Source organism: Deltaproteobacteria bacterium (assembly GCA_020848745.1).
Lineage (GTDB): Bacteria > Desulfobacterota > Binatia > UTPRO1 > UTPRO1 > UTPRO1.
On record JADLHM010000098.1, the window covers coordinates 41524 to 68174 of the forward strand.

A 26651-nucleotide genomic window follows, 5' to 3' on the forward strand; every position below is an offset into this window, starting at 1 on the left:
TCCGCAAGCGTGAACGACCCGGTTGCGGCCGTGCCGGAGCTTCGCCATCATCGCCGCGCCGTGCCGCCGAACTTCACAGCGATCGAGGCCGCCGGCCTCGGCCTCGATCGCGCCGCGCTGCTCGCCGCGATGGATCCGTTCATCGCCTGCCGCCTCGCGCCGACCGACCCGCGCTGGACGGCGGAGGTGGTCCGCAAGCACGCGAAGGCGCGGCGACGGCTGCGGCGGCGCCGCTGGCTCGGGTGGCTCGGACGGGGCAAGCGCCGCGGCCAGGACCGCATCGAGTCCGAATACGACCAGGCCTGGGCCCGCAAGCGCCTCGCCCCCTACGAGATGGAGCCGCGACCCCGGGCGGGCGCCGCGTGGCAATACGGCGACGCGGCCATGTTCGCGACGAGCGCCGCCGGTGCCCGCGCCCGCCTGCTGGTCCTGATGCGGGCGGTGGCGCTGCTCCGGCCCGCGAGCGTCCTCGAGGTCGGCTGCGGCAACGGCCTGAACCTCCTCACGCTGGCCTGCCGCTTCCCGGCGACGCGCTTCGCGGGCGTCGAGCTCACCGACGGCGGCTTCGCGACCGCGCGCGCCGTGCAGGAGGAGGCGGAACTGCCCGCGGTGCTGCGGCGCTTCGCGCCGGAGCCGCTCGCCGACCCGAGTGCGCACCGGCGCGTCGACTTCCGGCGCGGCAGCGCCGCCGAGCTGCCGTTCGCCGATGCCGCCTTCGACCTCGTCTATTCGTCGCTCGCCCTCGAGCAGATGGAGGAGATCCGCGACCGGGCGCTCGGCGAGATGTCCAGGGTGGCCGGACGTCACACGCTCATGCTGGAGCCGTTCTGGGACTGCAACGACCGCGGCCTGCGGCGCGACTATCTCCTCGCGCGCGATCACTTTCGCGGCCGCATCGACGAGCTGCCGCGCCATGGTCTCGAGCCGACGCTGGTGACGGACGACCTCCCGGGCGAGATCTGGCTGCAGCCCTGTCTCGTCGTCTGCCGCAAGCGCGCCGCCGTGTCGTGGTGAGCCAGCCGCGCATCGCGCCGGCCGAGCGCCGCATCTGGGTGCTGACCGGCGACAAGCCGGGCGACAACGCGCAAGCGCTCTCGCTCGCCGCGGCGCTCGGCTGGCCGACCGAGGTGAAGCGGCTGCGCTACCTGCGGATCGCGAGGCGGTCGCTCGCGGAACGCGTCGCGGGGGCGCGCGTCGACCGCTTCCCGCTCGACCGCGAACACTCGAGCCCGCTCGCGCCGCCGTGGCCCGATCTCGTGATCGGCTGCGGCCGGCGCAGCGTCGGGGTGACCTGGGACATCCGTCGGCAGGCCGGGTCCGCGACGCGGCTCGTACAGCTCGGACGGCCGCGCGCCGATCTCGACGCCTTCGACCTCGTCATCACCACGCCGCAGTATCGCTTACCGGCGCGGTCGAACGTGCTGCATCTCGCGTTGCCGCTCCATCGTCCCGACCCCGACGCGTGGGCGCGCGCCGGCGCCGAATGGGCGCCGCGCTTCGCGCGCCTGCCGCGGCCCTGGTTCGCGCTCCTGATCGGCGGGAGCGCGAAGCCGTTCGTGTTCGACGCCGCGGCGGCGCGGCGGCTCGCGGAGCAGGCGAACGCGCTCGCGCGCGCCGAGGGCGGCTCGTTGCTCGTCAGCACGAGCCGGCGGACGCCGCAGGACGCCGCGCGCACGCTCGTCGACGCGCTCGCGGTGCCGGCGTACCTCCACCAGTGGAGCGCCGCGGGCGGGCCGAATCCGTATCTCGCGTACCTGGCGCTCGCCGACGGCTTCGTCGTCACCGGCGACAGCGCGTCGATGTTGACGGAGGCGTGCAGCACGGGAAAGCGCGTGTGGTACGTCGACCTCCCGCAGCGTCGCTCGCCGAGGTCGCACGTCAAGAATCTCTTCCGGCGGATCGTGCTCGCTCCGACGCAGCATCCGGAGCTGCTCGGAGGATCGCTCGCGCGGCTCGCGGCCCGGCTCCCCGCCCGCGGCTGGGTGCGCTACCCGCGCGACCTGCGGAAGCTCCACGCAGCGCTGGTGGCCGTGAATCGCGCGCTGCCGCTCGGCCGATCCTTCGCGGCGCCCCCGCCGCCGCCGCTCGACGAGACCGCGCGCGCCGTCGGGCGGGTGCGCGCCCTCTTCGGCGAGTGAAGGCTCCGCGCCTATCGCGAAACGACGCCGGACCCGCTACTCGTACCCTCGATGGCCGAGACGAGACCGCGTACCCTGCCGGCGGTGGGAATCACCTTCACGAAGGCGCGAGTGAGCAATCCGCGGCGACCGGATCTCGCCGAACGAAAGATCGAGCTCTTGGTCGACAGCGGCGCCGGTTTCAGCGTCGTTCCCGCGAGCGTGTTGGACGAACTCGGTGTCGTGCGCCAGTCTCGCCGTGATTTCACGCTGGCCGATGGTACGCATGTTTCGTACGACGTCGGAGAGGTGACCTTCTCGGTGGGCGACAATGAGGCGACCTCGAAGGTCGTGTTCGCTCCGGAGGGTGTCACCCCGCTGCTGGGCGCCCTGACGCTCGAGGGCCTCACCCTGATGCTGAATCCTGTAACTCGTGAGCTCCTCCCGATGCGGCTCTTCCTGGCCGGCGCGCGCCACGGCGACGCTGCCGGCTGATGCCCATCTCGGATTACCTGAAGAACCTGCGGTTGCGGATCGGCAGCGCGCTCGTGTTGATGCCGTCGGTCACGGCGGTCGTCTTCGACGAGGCCGGACGCGTGCTCCTCGCGCGGCACGCGAACGGCGACGTGTGGGGGACGCCGGGCGGCGCGGTCGATCCCGACGAGCCGCCGCAGGACGCGGTCGTCCGCGAGGTGTGGGAGGAGCTCGGGCTCCTGGTCGAGCCGACGCGTTGTCTCGGGACGTTCGGCGGGCCGGAGTTCCGCATCACGTACGCGAACGGCGACGTCGTCGCCTACGTGATCACGGCGTACGAGTGTCGTCGGACGGGCGGCACGCTGCGCCCCGACGGCGACGAGGTGCTCGAAGGCCGCTGGTTCCGGAGCGACGAGCTCGCGACCGTCGCGCTCTCGCGCTGGGCGCGGGGGGTGCTGCCCGAGCTCGTGCGGCGCCGCGCGGCCTGGGTGCCGCCCGTGACCTGGCGTCCGCCGGAGCGCTAGGCGCCCCTAGCGCGAGCGCGGTTCCCTAGCCCTCGCCTAACTCCATTGGCTGCCAATTCAAGAACCCTCGTTAGCTACCGCGCGTGGATCGACATCGGACGGCCGCTGCCGGGAGCAATCCAGTCGATGCTCTTGAGGCGGTCCTTGCCCACCATGCTCGTCGGGTTGCGTGCCGAGGTCGAGCGTCGGTCTCCCGCAAACTAGCGGCTGGCTGCCTCTGCGGTAATCGCGCGCAGAGGCAGGCAGAGGCGTTCGCTCGCCTCCCAGAGCCGAGTGCGCAGCGTTTGATCACGTGCTCAACTGATGTCGCCGCCGCGCGCTGGCCACTGAAATAGCGGCCCGTCATCGTGGACGGCGCGACGCGCGTCGTGGAGGTCATCCGCGCCCCGCACCGGAGCGCCGTCTACCGGAGCCTGTGAGATCCTACGAACACGCGCCCGCTTTGATCTGCCGCAGAGCGCGAGTTTGGACACGCCGTCAGGCCAAGTCCCGCGAGGATCGGGGAGGTCCTCCAGGTGATCTTCGCACATGGAAGCGTCGCCGTTCCGGTGCCATCACCTCGGGGCGCTTCCGATCGCTCGGGTCGCGTTCGCGAGGTACGCGCTCACGGCCTGCGCCGCCTCGCCCTGCACGAACGACTTGATGAGGCCCTGGAGGAGACGCGGCACCGGCGTGTCCGGCGCGAGTAGTTGGCGGAGCGTTACCCGTGTGTGGGAGGCGTCAACGGGCTCGAAGCGGAGGGTGCCTTCGACGTCGGTGTTGTCGCCGGCGGCGCCCGTGCCGACGAAGCGGATCTCGTCGGTGCCGTTTCCGGTGTAGCGCGCGGTGTAGGCGACGCACATGCTGACCGGGCCGGTCGAGCGCTCCGCGAAGACGAACCGGTAGACGTCGTCGGCGGTCTTGTCGCAGCGGTCGAGGCCGGGGATGCAGCGCGCCGAGCCGACGACGTCCCAGAAGAATGCGTAGGCGTCCGCGAGCGACGCGGGAACGACGACGGACTCGGTGACGTCGGTCGGGAACTTCGCCATGCGTCCTCCTCGCCGCGTCATTATGAGCTGAAGGGTCGCGTTGCCAGGGCGGAGGGCGAGCAATCAGCCGCTGCCTTGACGGTCCGGAACCCCGATTGTACGACCGCGCGATGCGCTTCTACGAGTACGAGGCCAAAGCCCTCTTCGCCAAGCACAACACCCCGCTCTTGAAGGGCCGCGTCGCCAAGACCGCGGCTGAGGCCAAGACCATCGCCGCCGAGATCGGCGGCAAGGTCGTGCTCAAGTCGCAGGTGCTGACCGGCGGCCGCATGAAGGCGGGCGGCGTGAAGTTCGCCGACACCCCCGAGCAGGCCGCGCGGCACGCCGAGGCGATCCTCGAGCTCGTCATCAACGGCCAGTCGGCGCGCGGCGTGCTCGTCGAGGAGTGCGCGCCCGTCAAGAAGGAGTACTTCGCCGCCGTCACGTGGGACGGCCGCCGCAAGCTCCCCGTCGTCATCTTCAGCGACATGGGCGGCATCGACATCGAGGAGGTCGCCGAGAAACACCCCGAGCACGTGTCGCGCACCCACTTCTCGACCCTCGTGCCATTCTCCCCCTACATCGCGAAGCAGGCGATCGCCGCGACCGGCGTCACCGGGGACGATCTCAACAAGTTGACCCCGATCGTCGCGACCCTGATCGAGATCTTCCTGAAGTACGACTTGACGCTCGCCGAGATCAACCCGCTCGGAAAGACCGAGGACGGCAAGTTCCTCGTGCTCGACGGCCATATCGACATGGAAGGCGACGCGCGCGACAAGTACGCGAAGCTCCTCGCCGAGCTCGGCATCGGCAAGGAGGAGACGCGCGAGGCGCGCCCGCCGACGCCCTTCGAGATCGCGGGCGCCGAGGTCGATGCATCGGATCACCGCGGCGTCGCCGGCAACGTGAAAGAATTCGACGGCGATCTCGGGCTCGTGATCGGCGCCGGCGGCGGTTCGCTCACGCTCTTCGACGCCATCCGCAAGCACGGCGGCAAGCCCGCCAACTATTGCGAGATCGGCGGCAACCCGAGCGTCAAGAAGGCCTGCGGCCTCACCAAGCTCATCCTCTCGAAGCCTGGCGTGAAGAAGATCGCCGTCATGATGAACGTGGTCTCGAACACGCGCGTCGACATCGTCGCCCGCGGCGTCATCAAGGGCTGCGTCGAGTCGGGTCGGAGACCCGCCGACACGATCGCGATCTTCCGCATTCCGGGCGCCTGGGAGGACGACGGCTTCAAGATCCTGAAGAAGTACGGCGTCGAGTACTGCGACCGCACCGTCTCGATGTACGAGGCGGCGGGCCGGGCCGTCGCCAAGATGCGGTGACACGTCCGAAGACCGCGGGCGCCCTTCCGGCGGGCGCGCGCCACGCCCGCCTCGCTGCGATCGGGTCGGCGAGCGAGTGAAGACGCGCCGGCGTCGGAGATCGCGGGCCGTTTGACATGCCGTCGGGCCGTATGTATACGCCGTAGACATGGGGCGGCCGCTCCGCCGTGAGCGCATTCTCGCCGAGGCCGGCGATCTCTTCCTCGCCCATGGGGTCGAGGGCGTCACCATGCGCGGACTCGCGGCGCGCATGAAAGTCACGCCGATGGCGCTCTACCGGCACTTCGGCAACCGCGACGAGCTGTTGAACGCGATCGTCGCCGAGGGCCACGCGACGTTTCTGAGCTACCTGAACCGTTCGCTCGCCGCCGAGACGCCCGGGGCGCGGCTACTCGCGGCGGGGGAACAGTACCTCGCCTTCGCTCTCGCGCACCCCCGGAGCTACGCCGTCATGTTCATGGAGCACGTGCCGGAACACAAGAATGAGAAGGCGGAGAAGCACTGGGGCGACGCGGCGACGTTCCGGTTTCTCGTCGACCGCATCCGCGACTGCGCCGCCGCCGGCATCCTCCGGTGCGACGACCCCGAGGCGGTCGCGCTCACCGTCTGGGCCCACGTGCACGGACTCGCGAGCCTGTTCCTTGCCGGCAAGCTGCCGCTCGCGCGCGCCGAGTTCGTGCGGATCTATCTGAAGTCGGTCGGGGCGGTCCTCGGCGCATACGGATGGCCGGGCGGGGCGGAAGCGCGCGGGTGACGATCTCCGGCGCGGATGTCGTGACGCCTGTTTTTTGACCTGGGAGTATACGACGTACACTCCAGCCGGAGGGCTGGACGGAAAGGAGAATGCTCATGTCCCAGCACAAGATCGCCGAGCCCTACCGTCGAGCGGAGCTCCGCGGCGACTACGACGTCATCGTCATCGGCTCCGGCATCGGCGGCCTCGCGACCGCCGCGTTCCTCGCGAAGCACGGCCGGCGGCGTGTGCTCGTGCTCGAGCGCCACTACGCGATCGGCGGCTACACCCACGTCTTCCGTCGTCCGGGCTTCGAGTGGGACGTCGGGGTCCACTATATCGGCGACACCGCGCCCGGGGGCCTCATGCGCGCGCTCTTCGACGACGTCACGAACGCCGAGCTCGAATGGGCTGACATGGGTCCGATCGTCGAGCGCATGCGGATCGGCGACGAGACCTACGTCTATCCGAAGGGGGAGGCCGCGCTCCGTGCCGAGCTCGTGCGCCGCTTCCCGTCCGAGACCGGCGCGATCGACCGCTACTTCGCGCTCGTGCACCGGGCCTGCGCGGCGATCCAGGACTTCTTCGCGACGAAGGCCTTCCCCCGCCTGATCGGCGCGGTCGTGAAGCCGATGGCGCGCCGCCGCTTCTTCCGGCTCGCGGACCGCACGACGCGCGAGGTGCTGCGCGAGCTGACGGCGAACGAGAAGCTCATCGGCGTGCTCACCGGCCAGTTCGGCGACTACGGCCTGCCGCCGTCGCGCAGCAGCTTCGCGATCCACGCGCTCGTCACCCAGCACTACTTCGGGGGCGGCTACTTTCCGGTGGGCGGCGCGGGGCGGATCGCGGCCACGATCGCTCCGGTGATCCGGGGAGCGGGCGGCGAGCTGCTGGTGAACGCCGAGGTGGACGAGATCGCCGTCGAGCACGGCCGCGCCGTCGGCGTGCGGATGGCGGCGGACGGCGCTGTGCTGCGGGCGCCGCTCGTCATCAGCGACGCCGGCGTCCCCAATACCTTCGGTCGCCTCGTGCCGCGTTCGGTCGCGGAGCAGCACGGGCTCGCGAGGGCGCTCGCGGGCATGGAACCGTCGGTCGCGCACGCGTGCCTCTATGTCGGCCTGAAGGGCACGACGGAGGAGCTCGGCCTCGAGCGTGCCAACCTCTGGATCTACCCCGACGAGCACCACGACCGGACGGCCGCGTTCGCCGCCGACCCGACCGCGATCCGCTACGCCTACGTCTCGTTCCCGTCCGCCAAGGATCCCGACTTCGACCGGCGCTGTCCGGGGAAGTCGACGATCGACGTCCTGACGTTCTTGCCATACGACGCGTTCCGGCGCTGGGAGGGGACGCGTTGGCAGAAGCGCGGCGCCGAGTACGAGGCCTTCAAGCAGGGCATCGCCGGACGACTCCTGGACCTGCTCCATACGCACGTTCCGCAAACCCGCGGCGCCGTCGAGGTGGTCGAGCTCTCGACGCCCCTCAGCAGCCGCAACTTCACCGCGCACGGCCACGGCGAGATCTACGGTCTCGAGCACACGCCGGCGCGCTTCCGGAACCCGTACCTCCGGCCGGCGACGCCGATCCGCGGCCTCATGCTGACGGGCGCGGACATCGCGACGGCGGGCGTCTCCGGCGCGCTCCTCGGCGGCGCGCTCTGCGCGTCCGCGGTCCTGCGGCGGAACCTCGTCGAGGCGGCGCGGTCGGCGGGCGCGCGCGCGGCCGCGTAGCGCCGTCGGGAGGCGCGTCGCGTCCGGTCACGTCGCGCTCGGGCCGAGACGGGCTTCGAGCACGCGTTCGAGGAGGCGCGCCGCCGGTGGATTCCGAACAACGGTCGCGATCAGTTCTTCGATGGCGGCCGGCGCTCGCCGACCCTCGACCGCACCCGGCGCCAGACCAGCAAAGAAGTCCCCCCGCTTTGCCGGGGGATCGCTACCGGCGCTCGGATCTGCGGGCAGCGAGCGCGTCGAGCACCGTCAGCACGCGCCGCGTGTCGTCGTAGCGGAGCGTCTGCCAGCCGAGCGCGCGCGCCGACTTCAGGTTCGCGCCGAGATCGTCGATGAAGAAGATCGCCTCGTGCGGCAGTCCGAGGCGCTCGCGCGTGAGCTCGTAGATGCCGGGTTCGGGCTTGCGCATGCCGACCTCGCACGAGTCGACCACGACGTCGAACAGGCGCTCCACGTCGAGCAGCGACCGCCAGTCGCTTCGCCACTCCGGGATGTTGTTCGTGAGGAGCGCGGTCGGCATGCGGGTGCGGATACGAGCCGCCGCCTCGACGATGTCGGCGCGCAGCCGCTGCGCCGGGGCCGTGGCGGCGTTCCCCATGAAGTTCCGCGCGTCGTCCTCCGAGATGTCGCGTCCGTGCTCGCGGGCGAGCTTCCGCAGACGGGCGACGAACTCCGCGAACGTCGCCTGGCCGCGCTCGACGGCGGACCAGACGCCGTCGTCGTGGAAGAGATCGCCGCGGATGGCGCGCCACGCGTCCGGAGCCAGGCCGTGCCGGTCGCCGAATGCCCTCACCGACTCGACGCCGCCCGCGAGGAAGACGCCGCCGAGGTCGAAGACGGCGGCCCCGACGCGCTCCGTGTCGATGCCCTCGATGACCATCGGCCCCGTCCCTACCGGTCGTCCCGGTCCCTGTCCATGGATCGGCCGCCGGTCGCGTCGCCTTGCTCTGTTCCGAGGTGCGGCGTATCAACGACCGCCCTTCCACGGAGGTCCGCATGACCTACGAAGTCTTCGAGATCGAGCGCGACGGGCATGTCGCGACGCTCTGGTTGTCCAATCCGAGCAAGCGCAACGCCATGGGCCCGGCGTTCTGGGACGAGCTGCCGCGCGTGATGGACGAGCTCGTCGCCGACGAGTCGGTGCGCGCGGTCGTGATCGCGGCGCGCGGCGAGCACTTCACGGTCGGGCTCGACCTCAAGAGCATGAGCGGGGGAATCATCGAGGGCGGGCAGGGCGCGGGCGCGCGGAAGCGCCTCCTCGCCTTCATCTTGAGGATCCAACGCACGGTGACGACGGTGGCGCGTTGCGAGAAGCCGGTCATCGCGGTGGCGCACGGCTGGTGTCTCGGCGGCGGCATCGATCTCCTGACGGCGTGCGATATCCGCATCGCGGCCGCGGACGTCGTGTTCGGCATCCGCGAGACGCGGATGGCGATGGTCGCCGACGTGGGGACGTTGCAGCGCCTGCCGGGAATCGTCGGCAAAGGGCACGTAGCGGAGCTCGCCATGAGCGGCGACGACTTCGGTGCGGAACGTGCGCTCGCCCTCGGGTTCGTGAACCACGTACATCCGGACCAGGCGTCGGCCCTGGCGGCTGCCCGGGCGCTCGCGGCCCGGATCGCCGCCAACTCGCCGCTCGCCGTGACCGGGACCAAGCGCGTGCTCGAGTACTGCGCCGACAAGAGCATCGAGGACGGTCTCACCTACGTGGCGACGTGGAATGCCGCGTTCGTGGCGAGCGAGGATCTCCGGGAAGCGGTCACGGCGTTCATGGAGAAGCGCGCGCCGACCTTCCATGGCCGGTAAGCCCGGCGGCGCATTGCCGCTTCCGCGCCGGCCGTTCCGTGTGACACACTGTCGGTCTCCGCGCCTGGCGCCGGCGCGCCGTACGCGATACCCCGAACATTCGAATCCGGAGGTGGCATCATGACGATCGAGCAGGATTTGGCCCGCGAGTTCCTGCGGGTCGTGGAAGAGGCGGGGATCGCCAGCGCCCGCACGATGGGCCAGGGACAGCGCCGATACTCGGACCAGGTCGCCGTCGAGGCGATGCGCAAGGCGATGGACACGCTGCCGATGCGCGGCACGATCGTCATCGGCGAGGGCGAGCGCGACGAGGCGCCGATGCTCTTCATCGGCGAGAAGGTCGGACGGCAAATGCCGGACGAGCCGGAGGTCGACATCGCCGTCGATCCGCTCGAGGGCACCAACCTCTGTGCGACCGGTGAGCCGAACTCGATCGCCGTGCTCGCGGCCGCCAACAAAGGCGGCCTCCTGCACGCACCCGACTGCTACATGGAGAAGATCATCGTGGGGCCGGCGGCCAAGGGCGCCGTCCATCTCGACGCGACGCCCAAGGAGAACCTCCAGGTCATCGCCAAGCGGCTCGGCCGCCAGGTGAAAGACCTCGTCGTGATCGTGCTCGACCGACCGCGCCACGAACAGCTCATCGAGGAGATTCGCAGCGCCGGCGCGCGCATCCGGCTCATTTCCGACGGCGACCTCTCGGCGGGCATCTCGGCCGCCGTCCGCGGCACGAACGTGCACGCGGTCATGGGCATCGGCGGCGCGCCCGAAGGCGTACTCGCGGCCGCCGCGATCCGGTGCCTGAACGGCGGCATGCAGGGCCGGCTGGTGCCCACGAAGGAAGGCCAGGAGGAGCGCATGCGGGCGATGGGGATCACGGATCCGCGCCGCATCTTCACCGAGCGCGACCTGGCGCCCGGGCCGGAGATCATCTTCGCGGCCTGCGGCGTCACCGACGGCACGTTCATGCGCGGCGTCCGCTTCTTCGGTCACGGGGCGCGCACGAGCTCGCTCCTCATGTCGCTCAGCGACCGGATGATCCGCTTCGTCGATAGTGTGCGCCTCGACGGCACACCCGACGTGGTCGTCGAGTTCTAGGGAAGCTCTGCACATGATGGTTCCCGGCTGCGACGCGCGATTCATCCGCGCGCTTCAGGCCGAGAGCGGCAGGTCGCTGCGAGGCGCGGTGCGCGTGTCGGACAGGATGCCGAGCTTGCGGTAGCGAGGCTCGGTGCGCTCGGTGATCAGGCCGAGCCGGACGAGGTTCGGCACGACCGTGTGCATGTAGACCTCGCTGTTGATCGCCGCCCAGTTCGGGAGGCTGAACATCACGCGCACGCACGCTTCGGGATCGAGCCCGTACTTGGGGCCTCGATCGTGCGGCGTTGCGCCGGCATCAGTCTTCCCATGGATGGCCTGGTTAGGAGACCAACATACCGGATGCAAGGCGGGCCCGTGCTCCTTCCGGCACGAGGGAGCGTTTGGTAGCGTGGCGGTGGTGTCATCCGAGTCGGGCGATCGCCTGCGCATCGCCGAGACCTTCCATTCCATCCAGGGCGAAGGCGGCCTCGTCGGCGTGCCGTCCTTCTTCATCCGTACGACCGGCTGCAATCTGCGCTGCGAGTGGTGCGACACACCCTACACGTCGTGGGAGCCCGAAGGGGATTGGCGAACCATCGACGACCTCGTGGCCGCGGTGCCGTCCACGGCGCGGCACGTCGTGGTCACCGGCGGCGAGCCGCTTCTGTGGGCCAATCTGCCGCGGCTGACGGGGGCGCTCCGCGCGGCGGGCCGCCACGTCACCATCGAGACCGCCGGCACCGTGTACCAAGTGGTGCCGTGCGACCTGATGTCGATCTCGCCGAAGCTCTCGAACTCCGACCCGGGTCCGAGCCGCGGCGAGGCGATTCGCGCCGACCACGCGCGCAAGCGCCTCGACCCCGGCGTGCTGGCGCGGCTGCTCGAGCGCTACGCGTGTCAGCTGAAGTTCGTCGTCGCCGCGCCTGGCGACCTGGCCGAGATCGACGATCTGCTGGCTCGCCTGCCGCCCGTCGCGCCGGAGTCCGTGCTGCTCATGCCGCTCGGCGTCGAGCGCTCCGCGATCGCGCGCCGGGCACCGTGGATCGCCGATCTGTGCAAGGCGCGCGGGTATCGCTATACGCCACGGCTTCACGTCGATCTCTATGGCGACACCCGCGGAACCTAGGAGGGATCCATGAACCGCGTCGAGTTCTTCTACGACTATGCCAGCACGTACAGCTACCTGGCGCACCGGGAGATCGAAGCGCTGGCGGCGCGCCGCGAGGCCGAGATCGTCTTCAAGCCGATGGTCCTCGGCTTCGTCTTCAAGGCAACGGGCAACAGCATGCCGGCCGCCGTGCCCGCCAAGGCCGCGTACATGGTCCACGACGTCCGCCGGTGGGTCCGGCACTATGGCCTGCCGTTCCACATGCCGAGCGTGTTCCCCGTGAACACGATCCGCGCGCTTCGGACCGCGGTCGCGGCGCTGGAGGAGGGAACGTTCGCCGCGTATCATCATGCGGTGATGCAGGCATATTGGGCGAACGACCAAGACATCGGAGATGGCGAGACGTTGGCATCGATCGCGACCGCGGCCGGCCTCGACGGCGCGCGGCTCGTGGCGCGCGCGGAGGAGCCGTCCATCAAGGAAGGGCTCAAGGCGAACACGGACGAAGCGATCCGGCGCGGGGTCTTCGGCGCCCCGACGTTCTTCGTCGGCGACGAGATGTTCTGGGGGAACGACCGCCTCCACTTCGTCGAGGAGGCGTTGTCGGGGTAGCTTCGTGCATGCGTGCGAGCGTCGAAAGCCGTCGGTTTCGTTGGCGGCCCGATGCGGGCGCGTGATAGGACCGCGCGGGTAGCGGTTGGGGGGAGGGGGTTCCAGCCCAGTATGTCCAAGATCATGCTCATCAACGTCACCCACGCGGAAGAGAGCCGCGTGGGGATCGTTGACGACGGCCAGCTCGAATCCTTCGAGATCGAATCCTTCAGCCGGGAGCACCTGAAGGGAAACATCTACAAGGGAGTCGTCCGGCGCATCCATCCGGCGATCGAGGCCGCCTTCGTCGATATCGGCGCCGATCGCGACGCATTTCTGCCCCTCGACGAGATCTGCTTCCGCAACCTGCCGGGCGGCCGGAACGGGGGCGCGAGCCAGGAGCGGGGCGAGAAGGGCCGCCGCCGGATCAAGGAAGTCCTCAAGTCGGGGGACGAGATCCTGGTGCAGATCGTCAAGGAGCAGTTCACCAACAAGCCGCCGACGCTTTCGACGTTCTACTCGCTTCCCGGGCGGTACCTGGTCCTGTTGCCCGGCTCGGAGGACGCCGGCATCTCGAGGAAGATCGAGGGGGAAGAACGGGTTCGCGTCCGCGAAATGATCGAGAGCCTGCACCCACCGGCGGGCTGCGGCATCATCGTCCGGACCGCCGCCGGGTTCGACGACGAGCACCGGGAGCTCGAGCGCGACCTCGCCTACCTCGCGCGGCTCTGGGAGAGCATCAAGCAGAACGCCGAGACCAAGCGCGGCCCCGCCTTGATCTACCGGGAGCACGACCTCGTGCTGCGGAACATCCGCGACTACTTCACGCCGGACATCGACGAGGTCTTCATCGACAACGAGGACGTCCACGAACGCGCAAAGGACTTCCTGCACAACATCATGCCCGGGAAGGAGCACTTGCTGCACCTCTACCAGGGCGATCAACCCATTTTCTCGCGCTTCGGCCTCGAGGCGCAGATCGAGTCGATCTACAAGCGGCGGGTCGCCCTCAAGTCGGGCGGATCCATCGTCATCGACGGTACCGAGGCGCTGACCGCCATCGACGTCAACTCCGGCGGCTCCATGCGCGGGACCACTCAGGAAGAGACCGCGCACAAGACCAACCTGGAGGCGGCCCGCGAGGTGGCGAGGCAGCTGCGCTTGCGCGACCTCGGCGGCATCATCGTCGTCGACTTCATCGACATGCGGGTGCAGAGCCACATCGTCGACGTCGAGCGGGCCCTCCGCGAGGCGATGCGGCCCGAGAAGGCGCGGCACGACGTTGGCCGCATTTCCAAGCTCGGACTGCTCGAGATCTCGCGCCAGCGCCTGCGCCCGGCGGCGGTCGCGAGTTCGTACACCGCGTGTCCGATGTGCGAGGGACACGGCTCGATCCGCACGCCGGAATCCGCCGCGCTCGGGACGCTGCGCAAGATCCACCACCGCGTCGCCGAAGGCGACGTCGCCCAGATGAACGTCACGCTTCCGCGCGACGTCGCCATGTACCTCCTCAACCAGAAGCGCGACGACCTGGCGACGCTCGAGCGGCGGTACTCGGCGCGCATCAACATCGTCATCAGCGACAAACTGATGCCGCACCAGAGCGAGATCGAGACCCGCATCCGCGAGGTCACCGCGCCGGTCGCCGTGTTGCGTCCGGGCGAAGTGGCATCCGCGGACCGCACCCCGAATGGGCTCGCCGCGAGCGCGCGCGGGGGCGGTCGCAGACCCACGGCGGCGGGCGTGGGATACGGCCGCGGCCCCGCGCTCCCGCTGCGTGAGGGCGAGGACGAGGCGTCGCAGCGACGTCGGCGTCGGGGCGGTCGAAGTCGGCGCGGCGAGGACGCCGAAGCGGTCCGGCCGGCGGCCGAGGCGCCGACCGTTACCGCGGCGCCGAGCACGGGCGCGCCGCTCTCCGAGCACGCCCCGGAATCGGCCGGGAGCGCGACGCGCGCGGGCGAATCGGCGCCCGCAACGTCGGAAGCGGCGGTGGCTGCCGAAGCGACCGTGGCATCGCTCACGGCCGAGCCGGAGGGCATCGCGCCGCCGCCGTCCCCGGTCGATCGGACCGGGGAGATCCTGGCCGCGGCGAACGGCAGCTGGATCGAGGCCATCCCGCCGTTCATGCCGGCCGAGGCGGTCGCACCGGGCGCCGACGTGGCGGATCCGAACAGGCGCCGGCGCCGGCGGGGCGGCCGCCGCGGGGGACGTGGTCGACGCCCGGGTCCGGGCGGTGCGCCCGAGCGTGGCAGTGATGCGGGCGACCCGCCGCCGGCCGGCGCCGCACTGGCGCCGACCGACGAGGGAGGCACGAGCACCGGCGGGTCGGAGGGGCCCGCGGCCGACGTCCAGCGGACCGGGTCGAGGCGCCGTCGGCGACGCGGGGGGAGTGGTCGCCGCCGCACGATGCACGAGGGCCGCGCGGGTGACGGTCCGGAAGGGACGCCGACGGCCGCCGTGACCGCGCCCGCCGAGCCGTCCCGCGATTCCTAAAGCCGCTTGGCATAGGAAAGACCCATCCGGTATACGAGCCCCGAGGTTCCCGCGTTCCATCACCGCCCAACCAGAAGGAGTCGAACATTTCGAACAAAATTTTCGTCGGCAATTTGAGCTTCGATACCACCCAGGAAGAGCTCTCGGCGTTGTTGTCCCAAGCGGGCAAGGTGTCCCGCGTTCACATCGGAACCGATCGCGAGACCGGCCGCTCTCGCGGGTTCGCCTTCGCCGAGTTCGCATCAGACACGGAGGCAGCCGACGCCATCCGGAAGTTCGACGGCTACGACCTCGGGGGACGACGGTTGCGGGTGAACGGCGCGGAAGACCGCCCGTCGCGTCCCGCCGGTGGCGGCGCCGGCGGCTATCGCCCTACCGCGCTGCCGCAGCGTCCGGCGTTCTCGGCTCCTCAGAACATCTTTGCCGCCGGTGATCCCTTCGCGAGCGAAGTCGGCATGGGCGGCGGTGGACGCCCCAACAAGAGCAAAGGCAGTCGGCGCGGGCTGCGCGCGCGCAAGCGAAGTCTCGGCGGGTATTGACCGTGCCCCGGCTCCGCCGGGATCGCGTTTTCCGCCGTTGTTCGGCGCGGCGGCACCGCTGAGGGGGAGGCTCACGATGGAGGACGCGCCGCGCTGTCCGACCTGTCGTTCAGGGGTGCGGTGGGAGGATAATCCCCATCGCCCCTTCTGCTCCGAGCGGTGCCAGCTGGCCGACCTTGGCGGCTGGGTGACCGAGCAATACCGCATCCCGGGAGCCGTGCTCGGGAGCGACGTGCTCGACGACGACGAGAGCGACATCGCGTGATCCACGCGACCGCCGTCGTCGATCCCGCGGCCCAGGTCGACCCGACCGCGTCGATCGGTCCCTACGTCGTGATCGACGGCCCGGTTCATGTCGGTCCGGGATGCCGGCTCATGGCCCACGCCGTATTGCGCGGCAGCACGCGACTCGGAGCCGGGAACGTCGTGCACCCCGGGGCGGTGCTCGGCGGGGAGCCGCAGGACCTGGCGTTCGGCGGGGCGGAGTCGTTCCTCGTGATCGGCGACGACAACGTGTTCCGCGAGCACGTGACGGTGCACCGGGGGACGAGGCCCGGCAGCGCGACGGTCGTCGGCAACGGCAACTATTTGATGCAGAGCGCGCACGTCGCCCACAACTGCCGCGTCGGCGACGGGACGATCGTCGCGGGCGGCGCCCTCCTGGCGGGCCATGTCGATCTTGCGGACCGCGCGTTCGTATCGGGGAACTGCGTCGTGCATCAGCACGTGCGGATCGGACGCTTCGCGTTGTTGCGCGGCTCGTCGCGCACGAGCCGAGACGTTCCGCCGTTCTGTCTGATGGACGGGACGCACACGGTCCGCGGCGTGAACGTCGTGGGCCTCCGCCGCGCCGGATTCGAGCCCGCGCGCGTGACCGCGATCCGGCGCGCGTTCGCCCGTCTGTTCGGCCGACCGACGCATCTCGGCCGCGCGCTCGACGAGGTCGAGGCGGGCGCGACGACGGACGAGGTGCGGGAGCTGGTCGCGTTCGTACGCGCGTCGAAGCGCGGAGTCTGCGTCGCGCCGCGCGCGCGCGGATCGGCATCCGGCGACGACGGGTGATCACCACCCCCGAGTTGCAAAGCCGCTCGGAAGCCGAGTAGATTCACCCGGGTCGCCCTCTGATGGAGAGAAATCGCCGTTTCATCGTCGGCGCGAGCATCATCGTCGCAGCCGTCGCCTATCTCGTGTACACCGGTATTCGCGAGACCTCCGTATACTACCTCACGATCGACGAGCTCCTGTCGCGTCGTGAGGCGGTCGCGGGCGAAGGGCTTCGCGTCGCGGGTCGTGTAGGAACCAAGAGCGTGCAGTGGAACCCGGCGACCCTCGACCTCAAGTTCCGTCTCGCGAACTTCGAGGACAGCGACGGCGTCCCGGTCGCCTACACTGGCGTCCTCCCCGACATGTTCGCCGAGGGCCGCGACGTGATCGTCGAGGGGACCTATGCCCGTGACGGTTCCTTCCATGCCCGCACGCTGCTGACGGCCTGCCCGTCGAAATACGAAGCCGAGGCGGGCGCCGGAGTCGCAAAGGAGTGACGAAGGCATCATGGTCGACCTCGGCCTGCTAGCGCTCCGCCTGGCGTTCGTCGGCGGACTCTACGCCGTACTGACCGCGGTCTACGGCGCGTGGGCGCGGCGTCCGGCATATGCCCGCTCGGCCCGGCACGCGGCGTACGCGGTTCACGCACTCGTCGCCGTCGCGGCGGCCGTGCTCTGGCACGCGCTCCTCACGGCCAACTTCTCGCTCGAGTACGTCGCGTCGTACGCGTCCTCGACGCTCTCGCTGCCCTATCGGATCGCGGCCCTGTGGGGCGGTCAGGCGGGATCGTTGCTCTTCTGGGTGCTCATCCTGACGACGATGAGCACGGTGGTGCATCTCCAGAATCGCGACCGCAACGCCGCGCTCATGCCGTACGTCACGGCCACGTTGATGACGATCGCCGTGTTCTTCCTGGCGCTCCTCGTTTTCGTCACGAGCCCGTTCGAGCGGCTGCCGGTGCCGGCGGCCGAGGGCGCCGACCTGAACCCGCTCCTGCAGAACTACTGGATGCTCATCCATCCGCCGTCGTTGTATCTCGGGTACGTCGGTTGCTCGGTGCCGTTCGCCTTCGCGATCGCGGCGCTCGTGACGGGACGGCTCGGCGACGTGTGGATCAGGACCACGCGCCGGTGGACGCTCTTCGCGTGGTTCTTCCTCACGCTCGGCAACATGCTCGGTGCGCGGTGGGCGTACGAAGAGCTCGGTTGGGGCGGGTATTGGGCATGGGATCCCGTGGAGAACGCGGCGTTCATGCCATGGCTCTCGTGCACCGCGTTCCTGCACTCGGTGATGATCCAGGAAAAGAAGAACATGCTGAAGATGTGGAACATGGTGCTCGTGCTCCTCACCTTCTGCCTCACGATCTTCGGCACGTTCCTCACGCGCAGCGGCGTCGTCTCGTCGGTGCACTCGTTCACGCAATCGGGTCTCGGGCCGTTCTTCGTCGCGTTCCTGCTGGGCGTCATCGTGGTCGTGAGCGGACTCGTGATCTGGCGCCGCCCGCTGCTCCGCGGCGAGAACGAGATCGACTCGTTCCTGTCGCGCGAGGCGTCCTTCCTCTTCAACAATCTCCTGCTCGTCGGGATCGCCTTCGCGACCTTCTGGGGCACGATCTTTCCCGTGATCTCGGAGGCCGTGCGCGGCATCAAGATCACGGTCGGGCCCCCCTTCTTCAACAAGGTGAACGCGCCCCTCGGGCTCGCGCTCCTCTTCATGACCGGGGTCGGACCGGTCATCGCGTGGCGCCGCGCGAGCGCCCGCAAGCTGCGCCGGAGCTTCGCGGCTCCGCTCGGCGTCGGATTCGTCACGGGCGCGGTGATCTTCGCCGCCGGATGGCGCAACTACTACGCCGTCGTGTGCTTTTCGCTGGCGGCTTTCGTGCTGGCGACGATCCTCATGGAGTTCTATCGCGGGACGCGAGCGCGCCAGGCGTTGATGGGCGAGCCCGCGCCGCGGGCGCTCGCGAACCTGGTCGGGAAGAACCGCCGACGCTACGGCGGCTACGTGATCCACGTCGGCGTCGTGATGGTGTTCATCGGTGTCGCGGCGTCGTCGGCGTTCCGGCTCGAGGAGCAGGAGACGATCCGCAAGGGCGACGTCGTGCAGGTGGGGTCGTTCACGCTGACGTACAAGGACATCCACTTCACGGACGATCCCCACTATTCCTCGATGCTGGCGGAGATCGCGGTCGCCAAGGACGGCGCGCCGGTCGGGACGCTCTTCCCGGAGAAGCGCTTCTACAAGAAGCAGCAGCAACCGACGACGGAGGTCGCCCTTCGCAGTACGCTCGTGGAGGATCTCTATCTCGTGCTCGGCAGCTACGACGAGGCGACCGGGCTCATGACGATGATCGTCTTCGTCAATCCGCTGGTGAACTGGTTGTGGATCGGGGGCCTGGTCATGGTCCTCGGCACCGTCATCGTGATGTCGCCGACGGCCGCTGAGCGGCGCGCGCTTGCGGCGGCGCTCGCGGTCGAGGATCGCGGCCTCGAGGCCGCGCTGCGGTGAAGAACGCCACGCAAACCGAGATCGAGGAGGCACTGACCTGCCAGTGCGGTTGCGGGCTCACCGTGCACAGCTGCAACCACGTGCAATGCCCGTCCGGCATTCCGCTGAAGCGGGAGATCGCGGCGCAGCTCGGCGAAGGAAGGACGCGCGCCGAGGTGCTGGCGTACTTCTCCACGAAGTACGGCGAGAAGATCCTCTCGGCGCCGACCACGACGGGCTTCAATCTCGTCGCGTGGGTCACGCCGTTCGCGGCGGTGCTGGTCGCCGGGGCCGTGATCGTGGTCGTGTCGCGGCGATGGCGGCGACCGCCGACCGTGCCTCCGCCCTCCAGGCCGGCGCCGATCGACGAGGCGCGCCGCGCGCGCCTCGAGGCCGAGCTCGGCCGGTTCGACGCGTGAGCCGACGGCCGTGAGCGCGTTGGTCTACCTCGTCGGACTGGTCGTGATCGCGAGCGTCGCGGCGGCGATCGCCTGGCCGCTGCTGCGTCCTTCCGTTGCGGGTTCGGCGGGGCCCGTCGGCGATCCCGAGCGCTATCGGTGGGAGAAGGAGAAGGAGCTCGCGTACGCCGCCATCAAGGAGGCGGACTTCGACCTGCAGATGGGAAAGCTCTCGACCGAGGACCACGCGGCGATACGCGACACGTACGAGGCCCGCGCGCTCGCGGCCCTCGCGGCGCTCGAGAGGTTCGGGTGACCGATGCCGATCGTGCCGCGGTGATCGCCGCGGATGCCGTCGGCAAGGCGTTCGGTCGGACCGTCGTGCTGCGCGACGTGACCCTTCGGATCGACGCGGGCGACGCGGTCGCGGTCTTCGGACCGAACGGCGCGGGAAAGAGCACCATGCTCCGCCTGTTCGCCGGCCTCATGGCGCCCACGAGCGGGAGGCTGCGGGTGTTCGACGTGACGGGTCCGGATCCGGCCGTACGGCGTCGGGTCGGCCTGGTCGCCCACCAGAGCTTCCTCTATCCGGACCTCACGGCGCGGGAGAACCTGCGCTTCTACGCCCGCATGTTCGGGCTCGGCGATGCGGACGAGCGCGTCCGGATCTGGCTCGAGCGCGTGGCGCTCACGGAGGCGGGTGCGCGGCCGGTCCGACTCTTCTCGCGCGGCATGGAGCAGCGGCTCGCGCTCGCGCGCGCGCTCATCCACGATCCGGATCTCGTGATCCTCGACGAGCCGTGGACCGGACTCGACGCCGCGGCCGCGGACTGGCTCGCCGACCTGCTCCGCGAGCTCCGCGATCGCGGCCGCACCATCGTGGTCGCCACGCACGACTTCCGGCGCGGCGTCGACGTCGCGACGCGCGTGTTGATCGTGCACCGGGGACGGGTCGCGTGGGACGGTCCGGTCCCGACCGTGGCCGCGCTCGACGGGGTCTATCGGCAGGTGACGGGGGCGGTCGCCGCATGAGCGCCGCATGGCGGATCCTGCACAAGGATCTCGTACTCGAGCTTCGGACGCGCGAGGCGCTTTCCGGTCTCGTGGTCCTCATGCTGCTCGTGCTGCTGACGTTCACCTTCGCGATGGATCCCGAAGGCGCGGCCAACGCCGCTCCCGCCGTTCAGTGGGTGACGTTCGTCTTCGCCGGCCTCATGGCGATCCAGCGCGCGTTCCTCCTCGAGCGCGAGAACGGCGCGTGGTACGGCCTCCTGCTCTGTCCCATCGACCGCGGCGCCATCTTCGTCGCGAAGATGGCGAGCAACGTGATCGTGCTCGGCCTCGCGCAGGTCGTGCTGATGGCCTTGCTGGCCTTGCTGCTCGGCGCGTCGGTCCTCGCGGCGCCCGCCGCCGTGCTCTTCGTGAACCTTCTCGGGCTCATCGGCTTCGCGGCGCTCGCGACGTTGTTCGCGGCGATCTCGGTGCGTCTGCGGGCACGCGAGATGATGCTGCCGCTCTTGGTGTTGCCGCTCCTGGTCCCGCTCGTGATCTGCGCCGTGGAGGCGAGCCGCGTCGTCATGAGCGGCGGCAGCCTCGCGAGTGCCGGCGCGTGGCTCCGCGTGCTCGCGGCCTTCGACGTCATCTTCAGCGTCGCCGGATGGATGGTCTTCGAACATGTGGTGCAGGAATGAGCGCGCCAGCTTCCTCCGTGCCGGTCGTCGATCGCGTGCTGCCGATCGCCAGCACGCTCGCCATGCTGGCGGCGCTCTGGTGCGTCTTCGTGTACGTGCCGAACGAGCGCATGCAGGGCGCCGTGCAGCGCATCTTCTACTTCCACGTGAACTCGGCGTGGGCTGCCTTCCTCGGCTTCTTCGTGGCCGCGGGCGCGAGCGGTCTCTTTCTGTGGCGAGGCCGCCTCGAGCACGACCGGGTGGCGGTGGCGGCGGTCGAGGTCGGCATGCTGTTCTGTACGATGGTCCTCGTCACCGGTCCGATCTGGGCGCGGCCGATCTGGGGCGCGTGGTGGACCTGGGATCCGCGACTCACGATGACGGTCATTCTGTGGACGATCTACGCCGTGTATCTGGTGCTGCGATCGAGTGCCCGCGAGGATCCGCAGATCGCGCGCTATGCCGCCGTGCTCGCGGTGGTCGGGGTGCTCGACGTGCCGCTCATCCAGGTCTCCGTGCGTCTGTGGCGCGGCATGCACCCGTCGGTGATCTCCGCGCCCGCGAACAAGGGTGGTCTCGAGGATCCACGCATGGTGGTCGCGCTGCTGGTCACGATGGTCGCGTTCATGTTGCTGTTCGTGTGGCTTCTGCGGCTGCGCTGCGAGGGCCTGCGCTTGCGCGACGAGTTGCACGATCTGGAGGATCGCGTGGAGGAGGTCGCCCGATGAGCGCTACGGATCGGTTCTGGTTCCTGTTCGCCGCCTACGGCGCGATCTGGATCCTGCTGGCGGTGTTCCTGATGCACCTCGGCCGCCGCCATCGGGCGCTCGAACGGGAGTTGCGGGACCTCGAGTCCCGGGTGCCCCCACGATCCGCGCTCTGACGAGTTCCCGCCGCGGTCCCGACGGACCGCATGCGACGAAATCGGCGACCGTTACGCGAATGACAGTGCAAGCGCGTTGCCGGGTGCGCGCGCGCGCGCCCAGGGGGCGCGCGCGCCGACCTTCGTGAGGTTTCCCGGTGGTTTCGGATCGCGATTCCGAGGCGCGTTGCCAGGCCACTGGCATGTCGCTTGCTGAATACCGGCCGTGCGGCGCGTCGTGTCTCGAGGCCTCCGGTCGGCGGATGCCTCTCCGGACCAACCGACCGCGGTTGCCGAGCTCGAAGCCTCCGACCTCCAGGCCATCAATCACTGGCTCTGCGAGACACGCTGGCGCACCGGGCTGACCGTCGCGATCGCGATGCCGGCCATCGGATACCTCGGCGGGGTCGCGATGCGGTGGTTGCCCGTGACCCTCGTATGCGTCGCGACCGCCTGCCTCAGCCCGGTCTATCGGCGGATGATGGCGCGCGGCGCCGATCTCCGCGCGGTCGTCTACACCCAGCTGATCCTCGACACGATCGCGATCGCCGCCGGCCTCCTGCTGCTCGGGCCGACGGGGGTGCTCTTCGGCTACTTCTTCCTCATGACGATCGTTCCGGCCACGATGGTCTCGGCGCTCTGCGGCGTGGTGATCACGTCGTCCGCGGCCCTCGGGTACGGGCTCGTCGTCGCGCTCGGATCTCCGGCCGCGATCCGCGAGGTCCACGTGGGCACGCTGGTCGTCGTCGCGGTGTTCGTCTTCGCCGTCGTCGCCTCGCAGTGCTACTTCTACAAGCGGAACCTTCGCGACAAGAACCGGTGCCTCGCCGCGACCGGCGAGCGGCTGGCCGCGACGAACGTCGAGCTGACGGTCGCCGCGGAGACGGCGCTCGGTCTCTTTCAGGTGACTCGCGCGCTCGGAACGTCGCTCGACCTCGGCATCGTGATCGATCGCCTGCACGCGGTCGCGGCCGAACGCCTCAAGACGGATTGGTGCGCGACGATCCTCACGGATCCCAGCAGCCCCTCGGGATACTGTCTGATGGCGAGCCGCGGTCTCGGCGGGTCGCCGATCATCAACACGGCCTTCTGGGACTTCGGCGCCGTCGTGCTCGCCGAGGGCGTGGTGGAGATGCCGAACGCCGCGGAGGGCTCCGGAGCGCGCGCCGTTCGCGAGTGGAACGTCGCCTCGGGAATCTTCACGGGCATGCGCTGCGGCAATCGGACGGTCGGGATCTTCGCGACCGGAAGCCGGTCGACGCCCGGGGCGTTCTCGCCGCTGCAGCGCGAGCTGGTCGCCGGGATCGCGACCCAGGCGGCGTTTGCGATCGAGAACGCGACCTTGCATGCCCGGCAGCGCGAGGAAGCGGAGATCTCGGCGGCGCTCCTCCGCGTCTCCGAGCTGCTGAACGCGAACCCCGACGCCGACGACCGGCTCGAGCGCCTCACGGGGCTCACCTGCGACCTGGTCGGCTGCGAGTTCATCAACATCGTCCTCTGCGATCCGAAGCTGCAGACCTGCCGGGTGACGGCCGGCACGGATCGCGTCGCGCCGAGCATGCTCCTCGAGGTCAAGCAGATCGACTTCGAGCTGCGGGACTTTCCCGAGCTGACCCGCGCCGACCACCACGGCTGGTCGGAGATCGCGGGCACGGACACCGAGGTGTCCTGGATGCAGCGCTGGTCGCTGCGGTCGTGGGCCGCAGTTCCCCTGCGCCTGCGCGGCGAGATCATCGGATACCTGACGGCCGGCTCGCACACGCAGTCGGGGGCCTTCCACCCGAAGGCCCGCCGTCTCCTCGCCGGCATCGCGCAGCAGACCGTGACCGCGATCGAGAACGGTCGACTGCTCGCCAACCTGCGCGCCGCCAACAACCTGAAATCCGAGTTCATCGGCACGATGTCGCACGAGCTCCGCACGCCGTTGAACGCGATCATCGGCTACAACGAGCTCCTCTCGGACGGCGAGTTCGGACCGGTCGGGCCGGAGCAGCGGGAGGTCTGCTGCAAGGTCCTGCAGTACTCGCGGCAGCTCCTCGAGCTCATCCAGGCGACCCTGGACGTGAGCCGTATGGAATCGGGGGCGCTCCCCGTGACCCTCGAGCCGGTCGACGTCAGGCGCCTGCTCGCGGAGGTCGAGGCCGAGATCCCGGCGGCGTGGGTCAAGCCCGGGGTCGTCGTGTCGATCGAGCCGCCGGTGGGTGTCCCGATCGTGCAGAGCGATCATCCCAAGCTCAAGATGGTGGTGCGGAATCTGGTCCACAACGCTCTCAAGTTCACCGACGCGGGCTCGGTCACGGTCCGGTCGGCGGTCGACGCGGGTCACGACGCGCTGCTCATCGCGGTGGCCGACACCGGCATCGGGATCAGCCCCGAGGGGCAGGGCATCATCTTCGACATGTTCAGGCAGGTGGACGGGAGCGACCGTCGTCGACACGACGGCGTCGGGCTCGGCCTCTACATCGTCCGGCGGCTCACCGCGCTCCTCGGCGGGACGATCGGCGTCGAAAGCGAGGTCGGCAAGGGCTCGCGCTTCGAGATCCGGCTGCCGCTGCGACCGTGCGGCACGAGCTCGGCGGGCGCGCCGCCCCTCGAGAAGCTCTCGGCCTGACGCGCCGCGACGCGGAGTGCGTCGTCGGTCGCATCGCCGCGCGCGCGTGCAGGTCGTGATCGGCGGCCGCAGCTTGCGCGCGAGCGGGGAGCTGCGGTAGAGCGCCATACGCATCGCCGTCCGGCGGTGCGCCATTCTCGAAACGGACGCGTGGGGCAGCGCGCGCGCGGAGGAGGGACGTCATGGTGAAGCGCACGCAGCGGATGCTGGCGTGGCTGGTCCTCGCGGTGCTGATCGGAGTCGCCGGCCGCGCGGAGGCGACGCAAAAGTTCGGCCCGCTCGAGCTGTCGGGGAACGTGCAGTCGCAGCAACTCATCCGTCATCCCGACATCGACCAGTACTACTTCATCCAACAGCGCAACACGTTGCGAGTGCGCGTCGACTACGAATGGATGAAGCGGGGCGGCAAGTTCCTCGACCGCTACGACCTCTCCGACTGGATCGAGAGTTCGCACCTCTTCCTGCTGTACCGCGGCGTCTACGACAGCATCTACGATCTGACGCCCGGATTCACCGACGAGTTCGAGTTCACCGGCGAGAAGATCGACAAGCGCTATCAGCATCTCGACGACATGAATCATGGCTGGCGGAACGCCATGAAGTACGAGAACGACCTCCGCGAGGCGTACGTCGACATCAAGTTCCGCGGCAACTTCAGCTTACGGGCTGGCAAGCAGCAGGTCATCTGGGGCGAGTCCGACGGCTTTCGCCTCCTCGACCGCGCCAACGCCCTCGATCTGTCGTGGCACTTCTTCTACGAGCTGCCGCCCCCGGCCTTCGGTCTCGACGATCTGCGCATGCCGTTCTGGATGATCAAGGGTCTCTACGATTTCGGGAGTGTCGGCTCCTGGAGCAACGTGTTCGCCGAGGCCTACTGGAACCCGGGTGACTGGAGCCCGAGCAAGCTCAGCTTCCTGCCGAACCCCTGGGGCGTCCGGCTCGGCAATCCGCTCACCAATCCCCGGAGCGGCGCCTTCTACGCCGTCTTCTCGGGCATCGAGCGCCTCAACAACGGCACGAGCCTCCGCCAGGGCAACTACGACCGGAACCCGATCGACAACAGCCAGTTCGGCATCCGGTTCAACGGCGTGACCGGTCCGGATACGCCGATCCTGCCCGAAGGGCTCCAGATCCAGATCGGCTATCTCTACCAGCGTTTCGCCCCGAGCGGCGGTGCGACCAGCAGCGCGGCTCTCGCGCGCGGCATCCCGCCGACCGAGGCCGGTCAGATCCGCACCCAGGAGCTCGTGAGCCGCGGCACGCTGCCGGTGGAGTTCTACACGCCGTACATCCACACGATCGGCATCGCGGCCAACTACTTCGACGAATGGACCAAGATCGTGTGGCGTACGGAGCAGGCCTACGACTTCGGCATCCCGTTCTACTCGTGCGCGCACGACGCGGACCAGGTGAACCGGCGCCTGGACGCCGGTCAGCGCGCGTGTACGCGCGACACGACGTTCGCGCCGTTCCTGCCCGGCATCCGCAACCACGACGTGTGGTCGGGGCTGATCGCCTTCGATCGCCCGACGTGGATCCGCCCGCTCAACAAGAAGACGACCTTTTTCATCACCGGCCAGCTGTTCCACACCTACATGATCCAGAAGGCGAACAGCACGATCGGCGGTCTCGACCTTCCGACCAAGACGAAGACCATCGGCCAGGCGAAGCCGATTGCCTACCGCGACGACATCCACCGCTGGGAGATGCTGATGACGTTCGCGATCATCGGCTTCTACCGCGGCGGCAGCGTGGCGCCAGCCTTCATCTACCTGCTCGATCCGGTCAACAGCTACAGCCAGTCGGCCATCTGGGGGGTCGACTACTTCGTGACGCCGAACTTCGCCGTGAACCTCTCGCAACGGTTCATCATCAACCCCACGCGCGAGATCAACTTCGAGCCCTGGGGCCTCGCCGGCCTGAACCGCGGCCGCTCGGAGACCGGCATCCGCTTCAGCTACCAGTTCTGATCCGACGGCTCGCCGCGCGAGCGCGGCGACCGAAGCGAGGGCCTGCGGCGGACGAGCCGTGGGCCCTCGCCGTTTTCGG

The 26651-nt window shown here is 69.5% G+C and carries 28 protein-coding genes; 25 read left to right on the forward strand and 3 right to left on the reverse strand.

Annotated features, from left to right (window positions below; genetic code table 11):
- Positions 1-9: 9 nt before the first annotated feature.
- From IT293_14065 to IT293_14080, 4 genes are all read left to right on the forward strand, one after another.
- A complete protein-coding gene (locus IT293_14065) occupies positions 10-1014 on the forward strand; it encodes a class I SAM-dependent methyltransferase (protein ID MCC6765778.1) in 1005 nt (334 codons plus the stop codon).
- Positions 1011-2138 (forward strand): mitochondrial fission ELM1 family protein, encoded by a 1128-nt coding sequence (locus tag IT293_14070; GenBank protein MCC6765779.1) that lies wholly within the window; start codon positions 1011-1013, stop codon positions 2136-2138. The genes IT293_14065 and IT293_14070 overlap by 4 nt, the downstream gene beginning before the upstream one ends.
- A gap of 84 nt (positions 2139-2222) precedes the next feature.
- Positions 2223-2612 carry an aspartyl protease family protein gene (locus tag IT293_14075; protein MCC6765780.1) on the forward strand — a complete coding sequence of 130 codons (390 nt, stop codon included), beginning with the start codon at positions 2223-2225 and terminating at the stop codon, positions 2610-2612.
- Positions 2612-3115, forward strand: coding sequence for an NUDIX domain-containing protein (locus IT293_14080; protein MCC6765781.1), 504 nt, complete (start codon positions 2612-2614; stop codon positions 3113-3115). Before IT293_14075 ends, IT293_14080 begins: the two co-directional genes overlap by 1 nt.
- A gap of 554 nt (positions 3116-3669) precedes the next feature.
- On the opposite strand, the gene IT293_14085 is transcribed toward IT293_14080, so the two are convergent.
- Positions 3670-4143 carry an SRPBCC family protein gene (locus IT293_14085; GenBank protein MCC6765782.1) on the reverse strand — a complete coding sequence of 158 codons (474 nt, stop codon included), beginning with the start codon at positions 4141-4143 and terminating at the stop codon, positions 3670-3672.
- Positions 4144-4253: 110 nt separating this feature from the next.
- Here IT293_14085 and IT293_14090 point away from each other — a divergent pair, with 110 nt between their 5' ends.
- The 3 genes from IT293_14090 to IT293_14100 all read left to right on the forward strand — a co-directional run bounded on the left by IT293_14090 (position 4254) and on the right by IT293_14100 (position 7916).
- Positions 4254-5453, forward strand: coding sequence for an acetate--CoA ligase family protein (locus IT293_14090; protein ID MCC6765783.1), 1200 nt, complete (start codon positions 4254-4256; stop codon positions 5451-5453).
- Positions 5454-5601: 148 nt separating this feature from the next.
- Positions 5602-6207 (forward strand): TetR/AcrR family transcriptional regulator, encoded by a 606-nt coding sequence (locus IT293_14095; protein ID MCC6765784.1) that lies wholly within the window; start codon positions 5602-5604, stop codon positions 6205-6207.
- A 95-nt stretch (positions 6208-6302) separates the two neighbouring features.
- Positions 6303-7916: an NAD(P)/FAD-dependent oxidoreductase gene (locus IT293_14100; protein ID MCC6765785.1), complete on the forward strand. Its 1614-nt coding sequence runs from the start codon at positions 6303-6305 to the stop codon at positions 7914-7916.
- A 202-nt stretch (positions 7917-8118) separates the two neighbouring features.
- Here the strand turns inward: IT293_14100 and IT293_14105 are convergent, their stop codons facing one another.
- Positions 8119-8793, reverse strand: a complete 675-nt coding sequence (locus tag IT293_14105) for an HAD family phosphatase (GenBank protein MCC6765786.1) — start codon at positions 8791-8793, stop codon at positions 8119-8121.
- Positions 8794-8909: 116 nt separating this feature from the next.
- On the opposite strand from IT293_14105, the gene IT293_14110 reads away from it, so the two are divergent.
- Both IT293_14110 and glpX read left to right on the forward strand, forming a co-directional pair.
- The gene (locus tag IT293_14110; GenBank protein MCC6765787.1) at positions 8910-9719 is read left to right on the forward strand and encodes a crotonase/enoyl-CoA hydratase family protein; all 810 of its coding nucleotides are present in this window, start codon (positions 8910-8912) and stop codon (positions 9717-9719) included.
- A 120-nt stretch (positions 9720-9839) separates the two neighbouring features.
- Positions 9840-10817 (forward strand): class II fructose-bisphosphatase, encoded by a 978-nt coding sequence (glpX, locus tag IT293_14115; GenBank protein MCC6765788.1) that lies wholly within the window; start codon positions 9840-9842, stop codon positions 10815-10817.
- Between the two features lie 54 nt (positions 10818-10871).
- On the opposite strand, the gene IT293_14120 is transcribed toward glpX, so the two are convergent.
- The gene (locus tag IT293_14120) at positions 10872-11051 is read right to left on the reverse strand and encodes a hypothetical protein (protein ID MCC6765789.1); all 180 of its coding nucleotides are present in this window, start codon (positions 11049-11051) and stop codon (positions 10872-10874) included.
- Positions 11052-11241: 190 nt separating this feature from the next.
- Between IT293_14120 and IT293_14125 the strand changes: the two genes are divergently transcribed.
- From IT293_14125 to IT293_14200, 16 genes are all read left to right on the forward strand, one after another.
- Complete coding sequence (locus tag IT293_14125; GenBank protein ID MCC6765790.1) at positions 11242-11925, forward strand: 7-carboxy-7-deazaguanine synthase QueE; 684 nt, start codon at positions 11242-11244, stop codon at positions 11923-11925.
- Positions 11926-11934: 9 nt separating this feature from the next.
- Positions 11935-12519: a 2-hydroxychromene-2-carboxylate isomerase gene (locus IT293_14130; protein MCC6765791.1), complete on the forward strand. Its 585-nt coding sequence runs from the start codon at positions 11935-11937 to the stop codon at positions 12517-12519.
- Positions 12520-12642: 123 nt separating this feature from the next.
- Positions 12643-14991: an Rne/Rng family ribonuclease gene (locus IT293_14135; protein MCC6765792.1), complete on the forward strand. Its 2349-nt coding sequence runs from the start codon at positions 12643-12645 to the stop codon at positions 14989-14991.
- 86 nt (positions 14992-15077) lie between these two features.
- Positions 15078-15530 (forward strand): RNA-binding protein, encoded by a 453-nt coding sequence (locus IT293_14140; GenBank protein ID MCC6765793.1) that lies wholly within the window; start codon positions 15078-15080, stop codon positions 15528-15530.
- A 76-nt stretch (positions 15531-15606) separates the two neighbouring features.
- Positions 15607-15795 (forward strand): DNA gyrase inhibitor YacG, encoded by a 189-nt coding sequence (locus IT293_14145; protein ID MCC6765794.1) that lies wholly within the window; start codon positions 15607-15609, stop codon positions 15793-15795.
- Positions 15792-16592 carry an acyl-ACP--UDP-N-acetylglucosamine O-acyltransferase gene (gene lpxA, locus IT293_14150; GenBank protein ID MCC6765795.1) on the forward strand — a complete coding sequence of 267 codons (801 nt, stop codon included), beginning with the start codon at positions 15792-15794 and terminating at the stop codon, positions 16590-16592. Before IT293_14145 ends, lpxA begins: the two co-directional genes overlap by 4 nt.
- 62 nt (positions 16593-16654) lie before the next feature.
- The gene (locus tag IT293_14155; GenBank protein MCC6765796.1) at positions 16655-17071 is read left to right on the forward strand and encodes a cytochrome c maturation protein CcmE; all 417 of its coding nucleotides are present in this window, start codon (positions 16655-16657) and stop codon (positions 17069-17071) included.
- A 10-nt stretch (positions 17072-17081) separates the two neighbouring features.
- Complete coding sequence (locus tag IT293_14160; GenBank protein ID MCC6765797.1) at positions 17082-19082, forward strand: heme lyase CcmF/NrfE family subunit; 2001 nt, start codon at positions 17082-17084, stop codon at positions 19080-19082.
- A complete protein-coding gene (locus IT293_14165; protein MCC6765798.1) occupies positions 19079-19480 on the forward strand; it encodes a cytochrome c-type biogenesis protein CcmH in 402 nt (133 codons plus the stop codon). The genes IT293_14160 and IT293_14165 overlap by 4 nt, the downstream gene beginning before the upstream one ends.
- Positions 19481-19490: 10 nt before the next feature.
- Positions 19491-19775, forward strand: coding sequence for a hypothetical protein (locus tag IT293_14170; protein ID MCC6765799.1), 285 nt, complete (start codon positions 19491-19493; stop codon positions 19773-19775).
- On the forward strand, positions 19772-20491 hold the full coding sequence (gene ccmA, locus IT293_14175) for a heme ABC exporter ATP-binding protein CcmA (protein MCC6765800.1): 720 nt from the start codon (positions 19772-19774) through the stop codon (positions 20489-20491). The genes IT293_14170 and ccmA overlap by 4 nt, the downstream gene beginning before the upstream one ends.
- A complete protein-coding gene (locus tag IT293_14180; protein ID MCC6765801.1) occupies positions 20488-21150 on the forward strand; it encodes a heme exporter protein CcmB in 663 nt (220 codons plus the stop codon). The genes ccmA and IT293_14180 overlap by 4 nt, the downstream gene beginning before the upstream one ends.
- The gene (ccsA, locus tag IT293_14185) at positions 21147-21857 is read left to right on the forward strand and encodes a cytochrome c biogenesis protein CcsA (protein MCC6765802.1); all 711 of its coding nucleotides are present in this window, start codon (positions 21147-21149) and stop codon (positions 21855-21857) included. Before IT293_14180 ends, ccsA begins: the two co-directional genes overlap by 4 nt.
- On the forward strand, positions 21854-22012 hold the full coding sequence (gene ccmD / locus IT293_14190; protein MCC6765803.1) for a heme exporter protein CcmD: 159 nt from the start codon (positions 21854-21856) through the stop codon (positions 22010-22012). The genes ccsA and ccmD overlap by 4 nt, the downstream gene beginning before the upstream one ends.
- A 217-nt stretch (positions 22013-22229) precedes the next feature.
- Complete coding sequence (locus IT293_14195) at positions 22230-24602, forward strand: GAF domain-containing sensor histidine kinase (GenBank protein ID MCC6765804.1); 2373 nt, start codon at positions 22230-22232, stop codon at positions 24600-24602.
- Positions 24603-24784: 182 nt separating this feature from the next.
- Complete coding sequence (locus IT293_14200; protein MCC6765805.1) at positions 24785-26572, forward strand: hypothetical protein; 1788 nt, start codon at positions 24785-24787, stop codon at positions 26570-26572.
- Positions 26573-26651 lie beyond the last annotated feature (79 nt).

Bases quoted from the DNA above. Each gene is read 5' to 3' on its own strand.
- IT293_14080 (MCC6765781.1), top strand. From the start codon at position 2,612: ATGCCCATCTCGGATTACCTGAAGAACCTGCGGTTGCGGATCGGCAGC.
- IT293_14105 (MCC6765786.1), bottom strand. From the start codon at position 8,793: ATGGTCATCGAGGGCATCGACACGGAGCGCGTCGGGGCCGCCGTCTTC.
- IT293_14110 (MCC6765787.1), top strand. From the start codon at position 8,910: ATGACCTACGAAGTCTTCGAGATCGAGCGCGACGGGCATGTCGCGACG.
- IT293_14145 (MCC6765794.1), top strand. From the start codon at position 15,607: ATGGAGGACGCGCCGCGCTGTCCGACCTGTCGTTCAGGGGTGCGGTGG.
- IT293_14180 (MCC6765801.1), top strand. From the start codon at position 20,488: ATGAGCGCCGCATGGCGGATCCTGCACAAGGATCTCGTACTCGAGCTT.
- glpX (MCC6765788.1), top strand. From the start codon at position 9,840: ATGACGATCGAGCAGGATTTGGCCCGCGAGTTCCTGCGGGTCGTGGAA.
- IT293_14100 (MCC6765785.1), top strand. From the start codon at position 6,303: ATGTCCCAGCACAAGATCGCCGAGCCCTACCGTCGAGCGGAGCTCCGC.
- IT293_14200 (MCC6765805.1), top strand. From the start codon at position 24,785: ATGGTGAAGCGCACGCAGCGGATGCTGGCGTGGCTGGTCCTCGCGGTG.
- ccmD (MCC6765803.1), top strand. From the start codon at position 21,854: ATGAGCGCTACGGATCGGTTCTGGTTCCTGTTCGCCGCCTACGGCGCG.
- IT293_14160 (MCC6765797.1), top strand. From the start codon at position 17,082: ATGGTCGACCTCGGCCTGCTAGCGCTCCGCCTGGCGTTCGTCGGCGGA.
- IT293_14090 (MCC6765783.1), top strand. From the start codon at position 4,254: ATGCGCTTCTACGAGTACGAGGCCAAAGCCCTCTTCGCCAAGCACAAC.
- IT293_14130 (MCC6765791.1), top strand. From the start codon at position 11,935: ATGAACCGCGTCGAGTTCTTCTACGACTATGCCAGCACGTACAGCTAC.
- IT293_14135 (MCC6765792.1), top strand. From the start codon at position 12,643: ATGCTCATCAACGTCACCCACGCGGAAGAGAGCCGCGTGGGGATCGTT.
- IT293_14095 (MCC6765784.1), top strand. From the start codon at position 5,602: ATGGGGCGGCCGCTCCGCCGTGAGCGCATTCTCGCCGAGGCCGGCGAT.
- IT293_14085 (MCC6765782.1), bottom strand. From the start codon at position 4,143: ATGGCGAAGTTCCCGACCGACGTCACCGAGTCCGTCGTCGTTCCCGCG.
- ccsA (MCC6765802.1), top strand. From the start codon at position 21,147: ATGAGCGCGCCAGCTTCCTCCGTGCCGGTCGTCGATCGCGTGCTGCCG.
- IT293_14155 (MCC6765796.1), top strand. From the start codon at position 16,655: ATGGAGAGAAATCGCCGTTTCATCGTCGGCGCGAGCATCATCGTCGCA.